The sequence below is a fragment of the Rhizobium sp. LjRoot258 genome (assembly GCF_964254185.1).
GTDB lineage: Bacteria > Pseudomonadota > Alphaproteobacteria > Rhizobiales > Rhizobiaceae > Rhizobium.
The window spans coordinates 149,519-166,665 of the sequence record NZ_CAXUST020000004.1 but is presented as its reverse complement, the minus strand read 5'-3'; the positions used below and the strand labels follow the sequence as shown (position 1 = coordinate 166,665).

Annotated in this window: 13 protein-coding genes; 11 read left to right on the top strand and 2 right to left on the bottom strand. The window is 57.5% G+C overall.

Annotation, left to right across the window (positions count from 1 at the left end; genetic code table 11):
- Nucleotides 1-509 precede the first annotated feature (509 nt).
- Nucleotides 510-968 carry a DUF3788 domain-containing protein gene (locus tag ACSQ9D_RS33735; RefSeq protein WP_436286111.1) on the bottom strand — a complete coding sequence of 153 codons (459 nt, stop codon included), beginning with the start codon at nucleotides 966-968 and terminating at the stop codon, nucleotides 510-512.
- Nucleotides 969-1,813: 845 nt separating this feature from the next.
- On the opposite strand from ACSQ9D_RS33735, the gene ACSQ9D_RS33730 reads away from it, so the two are divergent.
- From ACSQ9D_RS33730 to ACSQ9D_RS33695, 8 genes are all read left to right on the top strand, one after another.
- Entirely contained in the window at nucleotides 1,814-2,386 is a 573-nt protein-coding gene (locus tag ACSQ9D_RS33730) for a hypothetical protein (RefSeq protein WP_436286110.1), read from the top strand.
- 82 nt (nucleotides 2,387-2,468) lie between these two features.
- A complete protein-coding gene (locus tag ACSQ9D_RS33725; RefSeq protein ID WP_436286109.1) occupies nucleotides 2,469-2,912 on the top strand; it encodes a hypothetical protein in 444 nt (147 codons plus the stop codon).
- A gap of 341 nt (nucleotides 2,913-3,253) precedes the next feature.
- Nucleotides 3,254-3,874: a LysR substrate-binding domain-containing protein gene (locus ACSQ9D_RS33720; protein ID WP_436286108.1), complete on the top strand. Its 621-nt coding sequence runs from the start codon at nucleotides 3,254-3,256 to the stop codon at nucleotides 3,872-3,874.
- Between the two features lie 1,234 nt (nucleotides 3,875-5,108).
- Complete coding sequence (locus ACSQ9D_RS33715) at nucleotides 5,109-6,971, top strand: PAS domain-containing protein (RefSeq protein WP_436286107.1); 1,863 nt, start codon at nucleotides 5,109-5,111, stop codon at nucleotides 6,969-6,971.
- A 158-nt stretch (nucleotides 6,972-7,129) separates the two neighbouring features.
- Nucleotides 7,130-7,801 carry a response regulator transcription factor gene (locus tag ACSQ9D_RS33710; RefSeq protein WP_436286191.1) on the top strand — a complete coding sequence of 224 codons (672 nt, stop codon included), beginning with the start codon at nucleotides 7,130-7,132 and terminating at the stop codon, nucleotides 7,799-7,801.
- 85 nt (nucleotides 7,802-7,886) lie between these two features.
- Entirely contained in the window at nucleotides 7,887-8,258 is a 372-nt protein-coding gene (locus ACSQ9D_RS33705) for a response regulator transcription factor (protein ID WP_436286106.1), read from the top strand.
- Nucleotides 8,259-9,326: 1,068 nt separating this feature from the next.
- Complete coding sequence (locus tag ACSQ9D_RS33700; RefSeq protein ID WP_436286105.1) at nucleotides 9,327-10,256, top strand: LysR family transcriptional regulator; 930 nt, start codon at nucleotides 9,327-9,329, stop codon at nucleotides 10,254-10,256.
- Between the two features lie 373 nt (nucleotides 10,257-10,629).
- Nucleotides 10,630-11,211 carry a methylated-DNA--[protein]-cysteine S-methyltransferase gene (locus tag ACSQ9D_RS33695; protein WP_436286104.1) on the top strand — a complete coding sequence of 194 codons (582 nt, stop codon included), beginning with the start codon at nucleotides 10,630-10,632 and terminating at the stop codon, nucleotides 11,209-11,211.
- 492 nt (nucleotides 11,212-11,703) lie between these two features.
- Here the strand turns inward: ACSQ9D_RS33695 and tkt are convergent, their stop codons facing one another.
- Nucleotides 11,704-13,680, bottom strand: coding sequence for a transketolase (gene tkt / locus ACSQ9D_RS33690; protein WP_436286103.1), 1,977 nt, complete (start codon nucleotides 13,678-13,680; stop codon nucleotides 11,704-11,706).
- 639 nt (nucleotides 13,681-14,319) lie between these two features.
- Between tkt and ACSQ9D_RS33685 the strand changes: the two genes are divergently transcribed.
- From ACSQ9D_RS33685 to gorA, 3 genes are all read left to right on the top strand, one after another.
- Nucleotides 14,320-14,853 carry a DUF1993 domain-containing protein gene (locus ACSQ9D_RS33685; protein ID WP_436286102.1) on the top strand — a complete coding sequence of 178 codons (534 nt, stop codon included), beginning with the start codon at nucleotides 14,320-14,322 and terminating at the stop codon, nucleotides 14,851-14,853.
- Nucleotides 14,854-15,146: 293 nt separating this feature from the next.
- The gene (locus ACSQ9D_RS33680) at nucleotides 15,147-15,446 is read left to right on the top strand and encodes a hypothetical protein (protein WP_436286101.1); all 300 of its coding nucleotides are present in this window, start codon (nucleotides 15,147-15,149) and stop codon (nucleotides 15,444-15,446) included.
- Nucleotides 15,447-15,603: 157 nt separating this feature from the next.
- A complete protein-coding gene (gene gorA / locus ACSQ9D_RS33675) occupies nucleotides 15,604-17,079 on the top strand; it encodes a glutathione-disulfide reductase (RefSeq protein WP_436286100.1) in 1,476 nt (491 codons plus the stop codon).
- Nucleotides 17,080-17,147: the final 68 nt, after the last annotated feature.

The following is a 17,147-nucleotide window of genomic DNA, read 5'->3' as shown; positions in this document are numbered from 1 at the left end:
CGCTTCCCCGGCCCGAACGACGAGCGATCCGCATTAAAACCGTCTCCCCGTCCGGAGACGGTTTTTTTCCTCGATGACGTTAGTGAATTCGGTTGTGAAGGACAGGTTGGCGCCCCCAGGGAGCAGCTCGTCCCGTTACGTGATGTCAGCGTCAGGTTATCGGATAGGCGCTCCGCAACATCGGTGATTGCAGCTGCGACTCGCTAGTCCGGTAACGTGAGTGTTTGAGAGTCAGGATTCACGCGCGCGGTGTCGTAATTTCTAGACACCGATGTCAGGCGCTTCTCACCACGTCCATAAGCCGAGAATAATCTGTGATCACATCATATGTCACCTGATCGGCGGTAACTCCAAGCATCCTAGCTGCCGCTTGATATAGCCGGCTGCAAGTTTCACCTCCAACTCGATACGAGCAACCGGCGACGCCGCATAAGGGCCCGGCTTTGAGCGAATAGTTTGAAGTCGGCAGTCGGCTAGGAAGCATCTTGGCTCTATTGGATCTGCAACATTCAACCACGTGAGAGTGGAGAAGGGCGCTTCATAGTCAAAAGGTCCGTCGCATCATGTCGATCATTCGCGGATGAGATACCAACTTTTAGCCATTTCCCGTCAGGGTATGTTTTAGCTTCATCGTAGAGCGTGACCAATTGCGAGCGCCAGGCATAACGCCGCTCCTCAAACTTCTCTCGCTCCGCTCCCCCCAAGACCACCATGACCGAAAACAGCCTGTATTCCGGGACGAACGTGCAGAATGCCCTAGTCTTCTTGTAGCGCAGGGACCAACCGCGTTTCTTTCCGCCATAGAGCCATTCAGGCGTGAAGACACCGGGGTAGTATGCCTCGATCCAGTTCTGCAGCCCGGTCCAATGCTCGAATGCCTCCGGCCCGATCCAATCGCGGACAGTGCCTTCATCAGGCGGAGCTGATTTGTCCGTGATCCTGTCTCCAATCTGGGGGGAATGTTCCATGCCGCTTTCCTTTACACCACAACTTTATCACATAAACTTCGCAAGATTGGCGGCCTGCACCTTGATCGTGCAAATCCGCAGAGCAGCAGCGCGACCCGAGCTTCGGAAGCACCAGCTCCCCAATAAAACAACCTGATGTCGTCGATATCGGCGCGAGCGTGACGTCGCCCGTCGATGTTGGAGCCACCACTGCCGCGAATGGCACTCGGCTGAGCTGCTCGAAAAATTCCGACCTCCAAGCGCATATCCGTTGCGCACCGCTTTCTTGCTCACGTCGCCCTGCAACCCACACAAAGGTCACCTGCAAACCGATCGGCGCCAAAGCCAAGGCTATTATCCTACACTCGTCCGCGGCGCAGAGAGATTCGACACGAACAGTGCTTTGGAGAATGACCTTGCAACGCTGCCGAGGGAAATTACCTCTTGCCATAAAGTCGATAGACGATCGTTATTGACGCACGCCGCGCGGCGTGATTGCCGTAACCAGGAATATTTTTGGCCGCAAACGCCTCGGAACCGACTTTGTCATTGAGCGGACGAGCCCAAGGCTCAATGAGGACCGTCGCAGCAGCATTCTCCTCCGTTAGGAAACTTGCGTACCGGCTGCCGGAAAATTCCATTGTCGCGGAATTCATCGCGTGACGCGCGACGTGGCTGATTTTCCAGGTGCGCACGGAGAGGAGGCTCTCCCGCGCGGCCGAGACTAGAAAGCAGCCGCCTCTACGCATACCGTTGACATCTCGATCGCCGCTGTGAACGCGCGGGAATGGAAACCATAACAGTCGGCTATTTCCGTGTGCTATGCTGGCAGCGTACCTTCGCCGAAGAGACGCCAGGAGCTTCGGATGAGATTAAAAGTAACTGACGTTGTGGAAGCAGTTTCGCAACTCGTTAGTAAGGGCTACGACCGAGAGTATCGTATCAAGGATAGTCATCTTTTCGACCTCGCGCGTAATTCCCCGGTAGACCCGAGAGACATCCACGTCGACACTGCCATTCGTTTGGAGAGCGGCTCTGATGCCGGCGATGCCTCCAATATCTATGCCATTTCAGACAGAAGGACGCATGGCAAGGGATTACTGATCGATGCGTTCGACCTTTTCGACGAGATCTGCGATCGCAGGCTAGCTGACCGGTTGGTGGACAACCGCTATACCCAGTTCACCGATGATGGCGATGTCCCGAGCCGCTATGGCCTACGCAAGATCTACAAGAGCGAGTTCGACTGCGATCCCGAACGCTATGTATTGCGGATTGGATATCCGGACTTTCCCGAATGCCCTTTCGGTGAGTCGTTCTCGATGCTCGGCTTCGATACGGCCGAGCAAGCATATGTTTGGCTCGTCACAAGCATATTCCGGGATTCGCGACTGAACCGAATCCCATATCAGGGTCTGGAAGTTCCAGATAACGAATGAGATCAAGCGGCCGTAACCTATGCTCGGAAAACTTCAGGAACCGGCTCTATTGCGAGGAACGCGGTCTCTCAAGGAGGTAACGATGGACAAGAACATCATCAAAGAGACGATGCTTTCGCTAGAGGGCGTAGCTCTTCAAAGTACCCGAAAAAAATACTTCGACTATGTAGCCGATGCTCGGCTCGATCGCAGCGAACCGATCGAAAGCGATGAGCAGGCCCAGGCCGAAATCGCCAGTGATCTTTCCGAAGCTCTGGACGACACCCTCCACGATCATAAAGATAAGCTCGATAAGTTGAAGGAAGTCGACTTCGGACCAAAGTCGACCGTTACTGAAGGAGCGCTGGTGCGGCTTTCTGGTCGATACTTCGTCATTGCCGTCTCCACCGGCAAATTCACATGCGATGGTCGAGAACTCATGGGGATTTCGACGAAGGCCCCGATCTTCGAGGCAATTGAAGGAGCACGGACCGGAGAGACCGTGGAGTTCAACGGAAGAATGCTCGTGATCGAAGACGTCGCGTAGCGAGGATCATTCGGTTGCCGACGAACGAAGGAGCGCATGACAGAACTGGAGCATCAAAGTGCGCAAGCGGTGACCGACGCGTTGGTCGTCTCTGGTGGCGCCGGCGACATCACATTGGGAAGCCTAGACGTTGATCTATATTCAAGGGGTCCAGTTTCTTCGAGAATCTAGCGCGGGCGAGATTGGAAAGAGGTCACGCGCTTCAACACGATACTCGTTCGCAGGTCGTCGATGGCCGGTCATAAAATGCTCGGTGTCAACAGTTCGACGATCGCCCGTCGGTTGACTAATGTCGAGGAGGCATGGGCCTAACCTTCTTTGATCGGCGACGAACGGGATACGTGACAACTGCTGAGGGCGACGAATTGATAGCGCTCGCGGAGCGGGTCGAACCGGACGTCGTAAGCGTGTCACGCCGCATCACCGGCCGTATTCAGGGCCATGTCGGCGATTTACGGATCACGACAAGCGATTCCCTTCTCTTGTACTTTCTCAGACCGATGATCGCAGAATTCATGTCGCTCAACCCCGCAATTCGCGTGGAGGTGATCGTTGGAAACAGTCCGCTGAATCTGGCGCGAGGAGAATCCGATATCGCTATCCGGGCGACCGAGAACCCGTCTGAGAATCTGTTCGGCCGGACGGTCGCATCGATTGCTTGCGCGCCCTATGTCTGCTTTCCCAACTCTGCTCCGTCTTTCCCAGTGACCGGCTCGCTGTTTGATCGCCAATGGGTGTCCTACGCTGGAACGCTATCCAGTCTCAGAGCGTCCAAATTCATTGAGGAGCGTGCACGCCACGACAACATCGCCTACCGGACCGATTCCGTTGCTGGCGCCGCGGCAGCTATCGTTGCGGGACTGGGAGTGGGATACCTGCCCTGCATGCTTGGAGATATCACGCCGGGTCTTATACGTGTCGGGGCGGGGAGCCGGAGCTCGATGATGAACTGTGGCTGCTGACCCATCCGGATATCCGTAAGTCAGGACGAATATATGCGTTGATGACACACTGTGTGCAGGCGATTCGCAGGCAACGCGAGCTAGCAGAGGGCCGCGGGACGTTTTTGGGTCTTCCAAGTCCACCGGAGATCAATTCGAGCACTGCTCTTTTCCATTCGCTACAACCTTGACGGCGACGTCAATGAGCTATTCGGAGAAGGCAAATCGACTTGGCCAATTAGATTTTTTGCGCGCTGAGGTTGATCCGTGCCGTAGACTTCCTTGCTCACTTTGCCCACGGCCGCAAATGCCGCGGCTGCCCGGGCATGGGCCGCGTCGCTCCGCTATTAATCGGTCGGCTTGTGACCCGCGAAAAATACCATCGCCCTTCGCTACAATTCCTTGGTAAGGCTGAGGCTCGCTATCAGACGGAGCTTGTTAAATCGGCGGATACATCTGACTGACGCGGACACGAGAGAGGCTTCCCCTGAAATTCAGTTCCGCCGCCTGGCAGAATTTGAAAGGTAGCTCATCGATCCAATGAATTAGAACGGACAAATCGTGGCGCGAACGCCCCGTGCGTGCCACATGACCGCATCGGAAGTGCGGATATCGAGCTTGACAGCGAAATTTACGACAGTCTTGTGAGCCGGGAGAGAAGCTCGGACATCGCGCGAAAACGACGACAAGCGTGCAGCATTTTAAGTCATTCATCATCCGGATGAATAACTCAAACGCATATTCTCGATCTAGCGCTTCGTGGGCGAATTGCACATATTGCGCACCGATGCATTCGAAAATGATCCAGGAGATGACGGACTGTGCGGAAGCTTCGCGAAGCAACTTTTCGGCCGTCGCGGAATCCGCGCGCTTCGCTCATCTGTATGGTCCGTGTGTCCGGCACGGCGTGTCAGGTGCAAGATACGAGGATAAGCCGAAGGTAAAAGGTAATCACCGACTTCAATACCTCCAAGTTTGAGGAAGCGCGCCGCGAAACTGCGCGTATAGGCGCGGGCTTCTGTCATCGATAGAAGCATATGCGACGAATAGACTCTCTCGCCGCCGGAGGCGAACGGTTTCATCTGATGCTACCCGCGGTTCACCAGTGGTACGCGCAGGCATCGAAATTCAAAGCAACCCGATTGGGAGTTCACAACGCAATTGCAGTGCTTTTCATTCAAACCTGCCGATATTGAATTCGCGATGACAAGTGATCAGCGACGCGCCGGCTTGCGCGAGGGAGGTTGTATCGGACATGAGTGAGGCGGCATTCAGGTTGGCGAGCGACCCGCCCGATAAGAGCTTTGGGTGCGACGGCGTCCCGGCTTTAATTTGCGAAATCGATCTCGACCGCCGCGGACGCAGATTCAATCGTGCCTGGGAGGTCTTCACTGGGATCAACCCCGCGGGCCTAGTCGGCAATGGGTGGCTAAACGCAGTACACGAGGAGGATCGCGAGGTCCTCGGTCGTGCCGCCAATTCGGAAGGCGGCTCGCAATCGGTCGATGTCCGGATTGAGGACCGCAATGGTCAGTATCACTGGTTTCTAGTCAATATTGCCCCGCCCACCGACGTCCATCTCCCCAGATCGTCAAGAATTTTGGTCGCGCTGCCGATCGACGAACGCAAGGCTTCGGAAGCTGCACGGGATGCGGAGTCCGCGGACATCCGAATGATGCTCCAGAACGTGCCGACCATGATTTGGCGCACGACCGCGGCCGGCGAGATGGACTATGCGAACGAACGATATCTCGCACGCTGGTCTCAAACGCCCGGCACCATCAGTGGTTGGGGATGGAAGGACTCGGTTCATCCTGATGACCGCGATGGAATCGTAAACTACTGGGCCAACCACATCGGAACCGACATTGACGGAATTTACGAATTCCGTGCAGGCGCTCCTGGGACCGGATATCGTTGGTATCTCTCCATTGCCACATGTCGCCGAGACGAGGACGGAAATGTTGTTCAGTGGTATGGCGCAACCTTTGACATCGAGGACAGGAAGCGCGCTGAACACGAGCTCCGCCGGAATGAAGCATTTCTACGCCAAGGCCAGCTGATCAACAAATCGGGCAGCGTTGGCGCAAACCTTCGCACCGGTGAGCATCATTGGTCAGACGAAACCTACCGAATTCTGGAGTTGGACAGGGACGTGATGCCGGGGTTCGAGCCATATCTCGAGCGTGTTCATCCCGACGATATCGACCTCGTCCGGGAGAAGCTTGAACAGGTAAAGCGCAATGAGATCGACGTGGAATTTGAGCACCGACTTTTCTTCCCCGACGGTCGGATCAAATACTTGCGCGTGTTGGTCAATCCGGCGCACGCGGGTTCGGATGAGCTGAACGCGGTCGGCGTCATCATGGACGTCACCTCAGCGAAGACAGCCGAACAGGAGATGCATCGCGCCCAGGCTGAACTCACCCGTATCACCCGCATCGCGACGATGGCGGAGTTGACCGCGTCGATCGCGCACGAGATCAATCAACCCCTCTCCGGAATCCTTACCAACGGTGAGGCAAGTCTGCGCTGGCTCGATCGCGCAGAACCAGACATCGCGGAGGCAAGAGAGGCGATCGAGCGAGTCGTCATCGGCGCACGACGCGTCAGCGATGTCGTTCGACAACTTCGAGCGATATTCACCCGCAAGGACCCAGCTCCAACCAAGTTTGACCTGAACGACACGGTGAGGAGCACCCTTCCGCTACTGCGTTCGCATATCAATCACCATCGGGGTTCCGTCAGTCTCGACTTGGCGGGCGACCTTCCAGCAATTTTCGCGGACCCCGTGCAGATTCAGCAGGTCATCATCAATCTCCTCACGAACGGACTGCAGGCCCCGAGGCAATCGGATACTGATGAACGTCGGCTGATAATCGAAACCGCGCGTGATGAGGGCGGCGTCACGCTTCGTGTTACTGACGACGGGCCCGGGATCGATGAAGCGCATCTGACGAACATCTTCGAACCGTTCTTCACAACGAAAAACGACGGCATGGGGATGGGACTGTCGATTTGCCAGTCGATTGTCGAATCGCATGGTGGGCGGATGTTCGCCCGCACAGATGCGGCCGGCGGGGCGATTGTAGGCTTCGCGCTTCCCGTGCCGAGTTGATGACCCGTGGAGACCGTCAATGACCGATACCTTCGTTTATAAATCGATACATACGTTCAGTAGGCGACGCCCCATGCGTAGGCTAAATCGAAAATGCCGTTTTATTGGCAAACTCAAGGATAATAACCCTGCGAGCGATGGGGCTGAAATTGCGCCTAATGTCGTACACTACGAAATCGTCCGCCGTGCCAAGCTCTAGCGGCGCGCCGATCGTGCTCATCGTTGACGACGATGAGCTGGTCTTAAAATCCGTCGATGGTCTTGTCAGATCCGCTGGATATCGGTCTGCACTTTATGCAAGTGCAATCGAACTCTTGTCAAAGCCTCTGCCTGAGGGCGTGCGCTGCCTGGTTACGGACGTGCGCCTGCCCCTCGTGAGCGGGCTCGACCTTCAAGCCGAACTCGCCAAGCGCGGACAGCGCGTGCCCATCCTGTTCATAACGGGTCACGGCGACATACCGATGTCGGTTCGGGCGATGAAGGCCGGCGCGGTCGACTTCCTATCGAAACCATTCCGCGACCAGGAAATACTGGACGCGATTGCATGCGCGTTGGCCGAGGATATTCGGTTGAAAGAGCTGGGGAGCGAGCTCGAATCGCTCCGTATGCGATACGAATCGCTGACGTCGCGCGAGCGCGAGATTCTGCAATTTGTCTCGTCGGGGCTCCTCAATAAGCAAGTAGCGCGCGAGCTCGGATTAAGCGAGATAACGGTGAAGCTTCATCGGGGGAGCGCAATGCGCAAGATGCGTGCTCAGACGCTGGCGCAGCTCGTCAGGATGATGGAGGCCATCGAGCGAGGAACACTCCAAGGTCATACTCCGGTATAGGCTGGGTAACCATACGTTCGATTGTCGTGCCTCTCGCCGGCGTTAAACTGCAATCCGCATTTCCCTATTTCCTGAAAGGATTCCCTTGGGCGCGAATATCGCCATCGCGGTCGTCGACGACGATGAGCTTGTCCGGACCTCCATTGCCGGCTTACTGCGCTCGTTCGGCATCCGGACCGTGGCATTTGAGTCCGCTAACGCGCTGCTCGTGGCCGGCGCAAACCGGTTCGACTGCATCGTTTCTGATCTCCAGATGCCCGGGATCAGCGGCCTCGAGCTGAGGCGCATTCTGAATGACCAGACAGATGCGGTGCCCGTGGTCATCATGACAGCCTTCATTGAGCGCGCGAACGATGCACGCCGCCTCGGCGCGAACTTCCCATTGATCGAGAAACCGATCGATAGCGGCCAGTTGATCGCCTGTATCGAGGATGTCCTTGGATGTCGGATCGGCTGAGCCGAAACCGTCAGGTCGCTGCGCTATGCGGAGCCATGATTGGCCGGCTCGAACTTCAGGCGGCGCCGTAAGGACCAACGCCGAAGGAGGCGTCAGCGTTTTGCATCACTGGGCACGATGCCCTCAGACCGATCAATCGCGAACTCTAATACCGGTGGAGCTGGCTCTTAAGCCGAGCCCGGCGACGAGCCGACGCTCTGTCCGGACCCGCGTGAGAATAGACCCTCGGCGGCTATCGAATAAGATCGCGATTCCGTTTTTCGGGGTTAGGATAGAGGACGTTTGGGCGGTTATCGCCGCCCGCGCGACGCCACTGCGATCCCAGATTATATGCACCAGACGATCACGTTAGTTGCGGCGGTGGAGATGGACGTTCTGGGGATCGCCTATCATGCTTTCACGCCGGACCAACGACATCTCGTGAAGCGAACTTCAAGGAATCAATTATCGATCATCTCGCCAACGGCACCATAGAGAAGCCGTAGACGGCGTTCGGCAACGTCAAGGGCTGACGCGCTTTTCACACAAGGATGCGGAGCATTTCGTACGCGGTAGTTTCATTCTCTCGGGACCGGCTCCGCTAGTCTGAATTCTAACAAAGCTCTCGTGTTCGACACCCTCCTTGGACGAGCCGGTGGCCGTTCCTTTTGGTGTGGCGCAACAGCGGAATTTTGCGACCGAGTGCGTCAGATGGGTGGATACCCAAGGCGCGAGTAACTGTAGAAGTGCTCATGCGATTGCCTAAGAACGTGACCGTCCGGGTTCAACGAAATTCCCCTGCTGCAACAAGCACTTTCCAAGGGGATAGTTCATGCAAACCACTGTATAATTTTCAACCGTCGAGTTTCCAGTGATAAAGGACTTCGTTGAAAAGCGGAGGTCCCCAAATGGAATTCCACCGGCCCAAAGACTATCGCGCCCGTCGCGCTCTCTCTGGTGAAGGACGGGTTCGCGATCGTCGCGCGAACCAGTGGCAACGGAGATTTCCGATATGGCGCCTCGGCGCCCCGCGTGATGCTAGCCATCGCACGGATTCAGTAGTGACTTAAACAGTTGACGGTGAACACCATGGAACTTCATCAGGTTCGGTACTTTCTAGCTGTCGCGAGCACGCTGAACTTCACGCGTGCGGCGGAGATGTGCAACGTCACGCAACCGGCATTGACCAAGGGCGTGCAAAAACTGGAGCAGGAACTTGGGGGTGAGCTCATCTACCGAGAACGTCAGCTCACCCACCTCACTGACCTGGGCAAAGCGGTGCTGCCCATGCTCGAGCGCGCGCTTGCTTCGACCGAGGCGGTTCGACGCCAAGCACGTCAGTTTCAGCAAAAGGAGATGGCCCCCTTAACGATCGGTCTCGCCCCATCCATTTCCGCCTCGCTCGTTCTTGAGCCTATCGCCGAGATTCGCAAATTCGTCCCTGGCCTGCATGTCGAGCTACGAGAAGAGCCGCAAAGCCGCCTTATCGAGCTTCTGTTAGAGGGCGAAGTGAATGTCGCCCTGGTCGGTGATCTCGACGACATGCCCGAACGGATCGACGATTGGGCGCTGTTCGAAGAGCGTTATGTCGCCGTTCTCGCGCCGTCGCATGAACTTGCGGACCGTCCTGTGATCGCAATGGATGCGCTGCGCGAAGCCAATATCCTGGATCGCTCCTACTGCGACGCGGCTCGCAAATTTCAGCATCTCTTTCCCGACGCGCCGCCGCATCACAATTATCGCAGCTGCCGCGACTTGCACCTGCAGCATCTGGCGGCTGCGGGGTTCGGAATAGTCCTGGCTCCCGAGCATATGCCCCGGCTGCCCTCCCTAAAGGCGCTTCCGATCGAGGGCGATCCGGTATGGCGGGAGGTCCGGCTTCTTGCCGTGCAGGGCCGCCGCTACTCGCCAGCGCTTGATGCCTTCGTAAAGGTTGTGCGACTGCGCGACTGGTCCCTTCACATGGGATGCCAGGCCGGCCATCACAGCCACCGCGAAGCGATCGGCATGTCCGCATGACTCCGCCTATTGCCCGTTGCCTGAGGTGCCCGGTGTGCAGATGAGCGTCGAATTGATGTCCGACCATCTAACCAAGACCCTGAGCTTCGCCCCCTCTCAACATTCTCGCCCAAATCACGCGGGAAAATCGCCGCTCACGCGAATCGCGCCTTCTTGAGATTCGTGAAGGAATACCTCACCGCTAGATCTCGCTAGTCTTAGCTGGGACGTTAGCGTCGGTTATTGATCTAATAAGAAAGTGTCATTCTGAGAAACGGCTAATTTATTCCGGTATTTAATCGGATCTTGCCACTTGAGCGCAAGGCGTCATGTTAGCTTTTCAAGACACTGATCGACCGGCTAATTCTACCTTAATCAACAATGGAAAGCGCCGATGCCAGACCGCCCCGACTACATCAACGGTGACGCGTGCCACGTTATGACAGGTTATCCGGAAGACCGCACGACAACTGAGGCAATACGCTATGTCTTCGCGCACAGTTCGCTTGGAGCACTGCTGCTGGCCACGAGCGATAAGGGGGTCGTAACAGTCCTGATGGGTGCTGACGCCGTTCCCCTGACCAAGCTTCTTCTGGAGCGGTTTCCACTGGCCGACGTGCAGCCCGGGCATTGGCCGGAGGATGAACTCGCAATGCGTGTCGTGCACTTCATCGAGCGTCCCTCTCGCGGGTTGAATGTGCCTCTCGACCTGCGTGGCTCTCGATTCCAGCACCGTGTCTGGCAGATCATCAGGGACATTCCCGTCGGCGAGACTTCAACCTACACCGCCATCGCGCGTCAACTCGGTGCACCAACCACCGAGCGCGCGGTTGGGCTAGCGTGCTCGGCGAACGAGTTGGCCGTCGTGGTGCCCTGCCATCGGGTCGTTGACGAGAATGCGCAGTTGGGATCACGATACAGGTGGGGCCATTCAAGGCAGACAGCGCTGTTGGCGCGCGAAAAAGTGATCTTTTGACGACAACGCGAACTGGCGATGGCTCGAAGCCCAGCGTTAGGGCCGAACAAACTAGAAATGGGCGGCCGATTTCCGAAGAGTCCGTGCGGAGCGCCGGGAATCAGAAACGTTTACGACGGCGAAACAGCAATTCATCAAGACCGGCGAGCATTTCTCCACAGCCGGCGCGGCCAAAACCATTCGGCCCTAGATCGGCACCGCAGCGGCGGAACTAGCCGGCTCTCACGAGACGGACGAACGAGATCGGCGTCGCTAATTCGTGGCGCACAATTTGCGACGGGCGAGGGAAGCGGTCCCAACCGTGCCGTCACGTCGAGAACGAAGCGGTGGGCTTGTCCAGGGACGTATCCGTCGCGCCCCGAGCGTCGGGAATTCTGCGCTCTTGAGGGATCAACTACTGACACGCCGATCAGAGGTTCTCGATCCCTGCGATGGCACATGCTATCGCGAGAGGGTAGATTTGGGTGTACCTCGTTGTGACGCACGGTGTACTCACAGGTTGTGTTCCGAGATACCGTGGTGGACCATTCGCACAATAGCGTCGGTCGTAATGCCGAACCTTTCGAACACTTCCGCAGACTTGCCTGACGCACCAAAATCGGTGAGGCCGACAAAGTAGCCGCTTTCGCCGAGATATCTGTCCCAGGAATCGCGGATGCCGGCCTCTACTGCTACCCTGATCCTGGAGCTTCCCAAGACAGCGCGCCTGTACTCCTCGGGTTGCTGCTCGAATAGCAGTCTGCAGGGCATGGAGATTACGCGAGTAGGCACTCCCTCTTCCTGAAGGATCTCCTGGGCTTCCACCGCCAGATGTAGCTCGGACCCCGCGGCAAGGAGTGTTACCATGGGCTTGTCACCGTCCGCTTCCAGAATCACGTACGCCCCCTTTGCCGACTTATTCCCCTGGGAATGCTCACGGCGGACTGGCGGAAGAGACTGCCTGGAGAGCGCGATCAGCGATGGTCCTTCGTTGCGCTCGAGGATCGCTTGCCAGCACTCCGCTGTTTCGATGCCGTCGGCGGGCCGGAATACCGCGAGGTGGGGAATAGCTCTGACGGCGCTGAGTTGTTCAACGGGTTGGTGCGTCGGGCCGTCCTCGCCGAGACCGATCGAGTCGTGCGTCATCACGAATACGGTCGGTGCGCGCATCATCGCGGCCAACCGAATGCTCGGTCTGCAATAGTCCGAAAAGGCCAGGAACGTCCCACCGTAGGGCCGCAGACCCCCGTGGAGGGCCATACCGTTCATGGCTGCGGCCATGCCGTGTTCGCGCACGCCGTAGTGAAGGTACGAACCTGAGAATTTTCCTGGCGCAATTTCCTTCTGGCTGTTCGTCTTCACGTTGTTGGATGGGGTCAAGTCAGCTGACCCCCCAATGAGCTCAGGCATCGCGACCGTCAAATGCTCGAGGACCAAGCCGCTCGCCGTTCGAGTCGCCATCGGGGTGTCCCTGTCGATCATCTCATCGAAGGCTCGCGCGAGCGCCGTCCGCCACTGTGCAGGCAATACCCCTTGCATTCGACGCTCGAATTCAATCTTGACAGGAATGGGGGAGGCTTCCAATCGTTCCAGCCATCGCTTCCGAGCAGCCTCGCCCCTCGATCCCACAGCGCGCCACGCGTCAATCAACGGCACCGGAATCTCGAAGGGCTGGGATTTCCATTCGAGAAGCTCGCGGGCACCGGAGATTTCGTCCTCTCCCGGAGTGTCGCTATGCGCCTTGCGCGTCCCGGAGATCGTCGGGAACCCGAAGCCGATGACGGTCTTGCATGAAACGAGCGACGGACGATCCGCAACCGCCTGAGCTTTGCGTATGGCCTCCTTGATCGCGTCGGTGTCGTGCCCGTCAATTTCCTGGACGTGCCAGTTTGACGCGGTAAACCGCGCCACCTGGTCGTCGGAAACGGCAAGCGAAGTGGGACCGTCGATTGTGACGGCATTGTCGTCGAAGAACGCGATCAGCTTGCCAAGTTTCAGGTGACCCGCCAGGGAAATGGCCTCATGACTGATGCCCTCCATTAGACAACCGTCCCCCATGAAGACGTACGTAAAATGGTCTTGCAAATCATCCCCGAAGGTCGCGTTGAGGACGCGCTCCGCAATTGCAAACCCGAGTGCATTCCCTACACCTTGGCCAAGCGGCCCCGTAGTCGTCTCGATACCCGGGATGTGCCAGTATTCGGGGTGTCCCGCGGTCTTGCTGCCGACTTGTCGGAACCTTCGTATTTCGTCCATTGTGATACCTTCGTATCCCGTCAGGTAAAGGATGCTGTACAGCAGAAGGCAGCCGTGTCCATTGGAGATGACGAACCTGTCCCTGTCCGGCCAGGAAGGGTCCTTCGGGTCAAATTTCATGAAGTCTCTGAAGAGCACGGTTGCGATGTCAGCCATTCCCATCGGCATGCCCGCGTGTCCGCTCATTGCATTCTGGACTGCGTCGGCCGCGATGAACCGAATGCAGTTAGCCATATCGCGCAGCAGCGGATCCCTCGGAGCCTGAAATTTTTTTGGTTGTCCGCTCGTCACATCACTTGGCATCGTCTGAGCCCTTCTTGAGACAGTGTTCGCTAATCTGAGCCGCGAGGTTTTGGTGTGTCGTCGACGCGGGTGACGACTTGCTTTGCCTGATCGCACTATCAACGATACGCGCAAGCCCGAGGCTGGCGGCATTTCAAGCAAACCCGATCGGGTGAAGCGGGGCCAATGAAACGTCGGAATAGAACCGATAACCACTCCTCGGCTGGCTCTGCCGGCGCGGATCTTTTCCCTTAGGCAAAAGCCCTGATGAACGCTCTTAATTTAGCTGCCGAGATCTGCTCGCGGGCACTTCCGACCGAATGCGAGATTATCGACCCAACCTCGTCGCCTGTCAGTTGGCAGCAGGAATGGAAACTATCGCCATCAGTTATTGGCGCGGCCCCGTAGCCGATCCTACACTGAGTACTCGACTGCACCGGAGACACGAGTGAAAGCGACGTAGAGGAGTTTTTCGATGTGTCAGCACTTCGATGCCACGCAAGCGAAAGAGCAAACTCGCTTGTACTCCTGCCACATGTATCTTTCGCGGGGAACGACGGTGACAGCGATGACTTCAGAAGGAATGAGGAAATGAGTTTCAGTGTCTTTGACACCATTATCCCCGGTATGACGCATGGGTTTGTCGTACTGGATTCCTATCTCGACCATGGCAAGGCATTGGAGGAAGAAAAGGGCCTCCAACCGGGCGAGGTGTTGCGAGCGCGACTTGCGCCCGACATGCTGACCTTAGGAGAGCAGTTCAGCGTCGTCGCCAATAAAGCGGAACGACACGTCTCATTCCTCATTGGTCAGGACCCCCCTACCCCCCCTGACGTCGTGCAGACTTACGACGCCCTCAAAGCCCGTGTGACAGGCGTTCGTTCAATGCTGCTGTCGATTACGCCCGAGCAGCTCAGCGGAGCAGAATCTCGTACATACCTCCTCACGCCGCCTATTGTGCGCGGCTGGTTCGGCGGCGCCGATTACATCTTTTACCTGGTGATCCCTGACTTCTACTTTCACGTCGCCACGGCGCACAACATCCTTCGACATCTCGGTGCGCCCGTGGGCAAGCGAGACTACCTTGGATGGCTCAATATGGAGCACCCAGGCGGATACTCTTGAGCGGAACGCCAATCATATACGTTACGGCTGTGGGACGAACGGCCGGTTCCAGCTGACTGAGAGAACGTGTTGCTCAAAGGATTGCCCGCTTCAGTGAACAAAGATAACGCGCGCGGAAGGATCCGAAGGCGAGACATGGCGCGGTCCACACGCTCTCACCGCACCGAACCGCCGGGGGCTGCGACGCGGATTATGGGCTTGTCCGGTTGATAGCGGACTGGCTGCCTCAGACGCAATCATGGCCCAGTTAGACTGGGCACCAGAATCAACAACCTTATCAAAGGAGGCGTCAAATGCGTCCGTCACACAATGAGAAGACGACCTTCCTGGTGTTGTTCCAGTCCGATATCAATCGCGGATACATGTGTAACTACAACGACATCCGGCGCGAGCTCGAGCTGCTCGGCGAGGACGTGGTTGAGTTTCGGACCGACACTTGGTTCGTCGAATCGCAACTGAGCGCTAGCGAGATCAGCGAACACTTGCGGCGTAACCTCAGCGGTGCCGAGAGCCTGTTCGTGGCGGCGCTCGGATCGGATGTCGCCGTGTTCGGTATCCTGCCGGAAAGGATCGCGGCGGTTGCGCAAGTCTAGGCGTGCTTGTCCGCGGCGCCATCCCTATTCCTGTATTCGATCTTGCCGTCGCTGGCGCGCAAAAGCCAAATGCTCCGAGAATGACTTGCCTTTCCATCTCATGCGGAATGCAGGGGGAATGGTTGGTCGGACCGATATGAACTGATTGGAACCTAGTATGAACGACTTAGACTCCAAACAGGCGCTTTTCGAAGTCCCCTCAATTTCAGTTGAGGGTCCCGCGTCGCAAGAAGGGGTGTCGCCAGAATTCGACGTCGATCTTTTCGTGATCGGAGGAGGATCTGGCGGAATTCGCGCGGCGCGCGTTGCCGCCGGCCACGGTGCACGCGTGATGCTCGCGGAAGAATCCCGCTTAGGTGGGACATGCGTCATCAGGGGCTGCGTACCCAAGAAACTCTTTGTCTACGCGGGCCGGTTTGGCGATGCCCTCGATGAGGCGGCGGACTTCGGCTGGAAGATCTCGCCTCCGCGTTTCGACTGGCCTTCGCTCGTGGCGGCCAAGGACAGGGAAATCGCTCATCTCGAAGGCTTGTACGCGCAAGGCCAGTCCAAGGCCGGCGTAGAGGTAGTTCATTCGCGTGCAGTGTTGGAGGATGTACACACGGTACGCCTCGCCGATGGGCGCCGCGTCCGTGCCAACTTCATCTTGATTGCGACGGGCGCGAAGCCCGAACTCCTCCCATTCGAGGGCATGGAGTTGGGCATCACATCTGACGCAGCCTTCGACCTCAAGGAGTTTCCGCAACGCCTCGTCATTGGTGGTGCCGGCTATATCGCAATCGAGTTTGCGGGATTGTTCGCGGCACTTGGAAGTGAGGTCACGGTCGTGTGTCGCGGAAGCAACATCCTGCGCGGCTTCGATGAAGACGTACGTCAAGCGATCAGCACATCTTATACAAATCGCGGAATCACGCTGCTGCTCGGCGATAGCATCACGCGCCTGGTGTCCACGAAGGCGAGCGGAAGCGTAGAAGGGCGGGCCACGATCAATGTCGTCACCGAGCAGGGTGCGCGCCTTGATGCCGATCAGGTGCTTATGGCCTTCGGACGGGCGCCCAACACGATCGGGCTTGGCTTGGACCTTGCAGGCGTAAAGACAGACGAGAAAGGTGCAATCATCGTCGACGCGAGCTCGCGCACCAGCGTCGCCAACATCTTTGCCGTAGGCGATGTCTCGAACCAATTCAACCTGACCCCGGTGGCGATCCGCGAAGGTCACGCATTCGCGGACAGCATTTTTGGGGGCAAGCCCTGGCAGGTCAACTATGCGAACGTGCCGACGGCCGTATTCTCGAGCCCGGAGATTGGAACGGTCGGACTAACGGAACTGGAGGCGCGCTCTCGATATGCTGTCGTTGACGTCTACAAAGCGCGTGTCCGCCCGCTGGCGGCGGGTGTAACCGGAGACTGTGAGATTGCGTTGCTCAAGCTCGTGGTCGACGGTGAGAGTGACCGTATTCTCGGCGTACATCTCTTCGCCGAAGACGCGAGCGAGATGATCCAAGTCCTGTCCATCGCGCTGGAGAGCGGCGCGACCCGCGCGGACTTCATGTCGACTATGGCCGTGCATCCCACATTTGGCGAGGAGCTCCTTGGAATGCGCAGGCCGACGGTCCGGTACGATCGGCGATAGCCGATGCAACCGTTGACTCGGTTTGTACGGACCTGTCGGGAGATCGCCAACGGACGCGCGATCTCCAA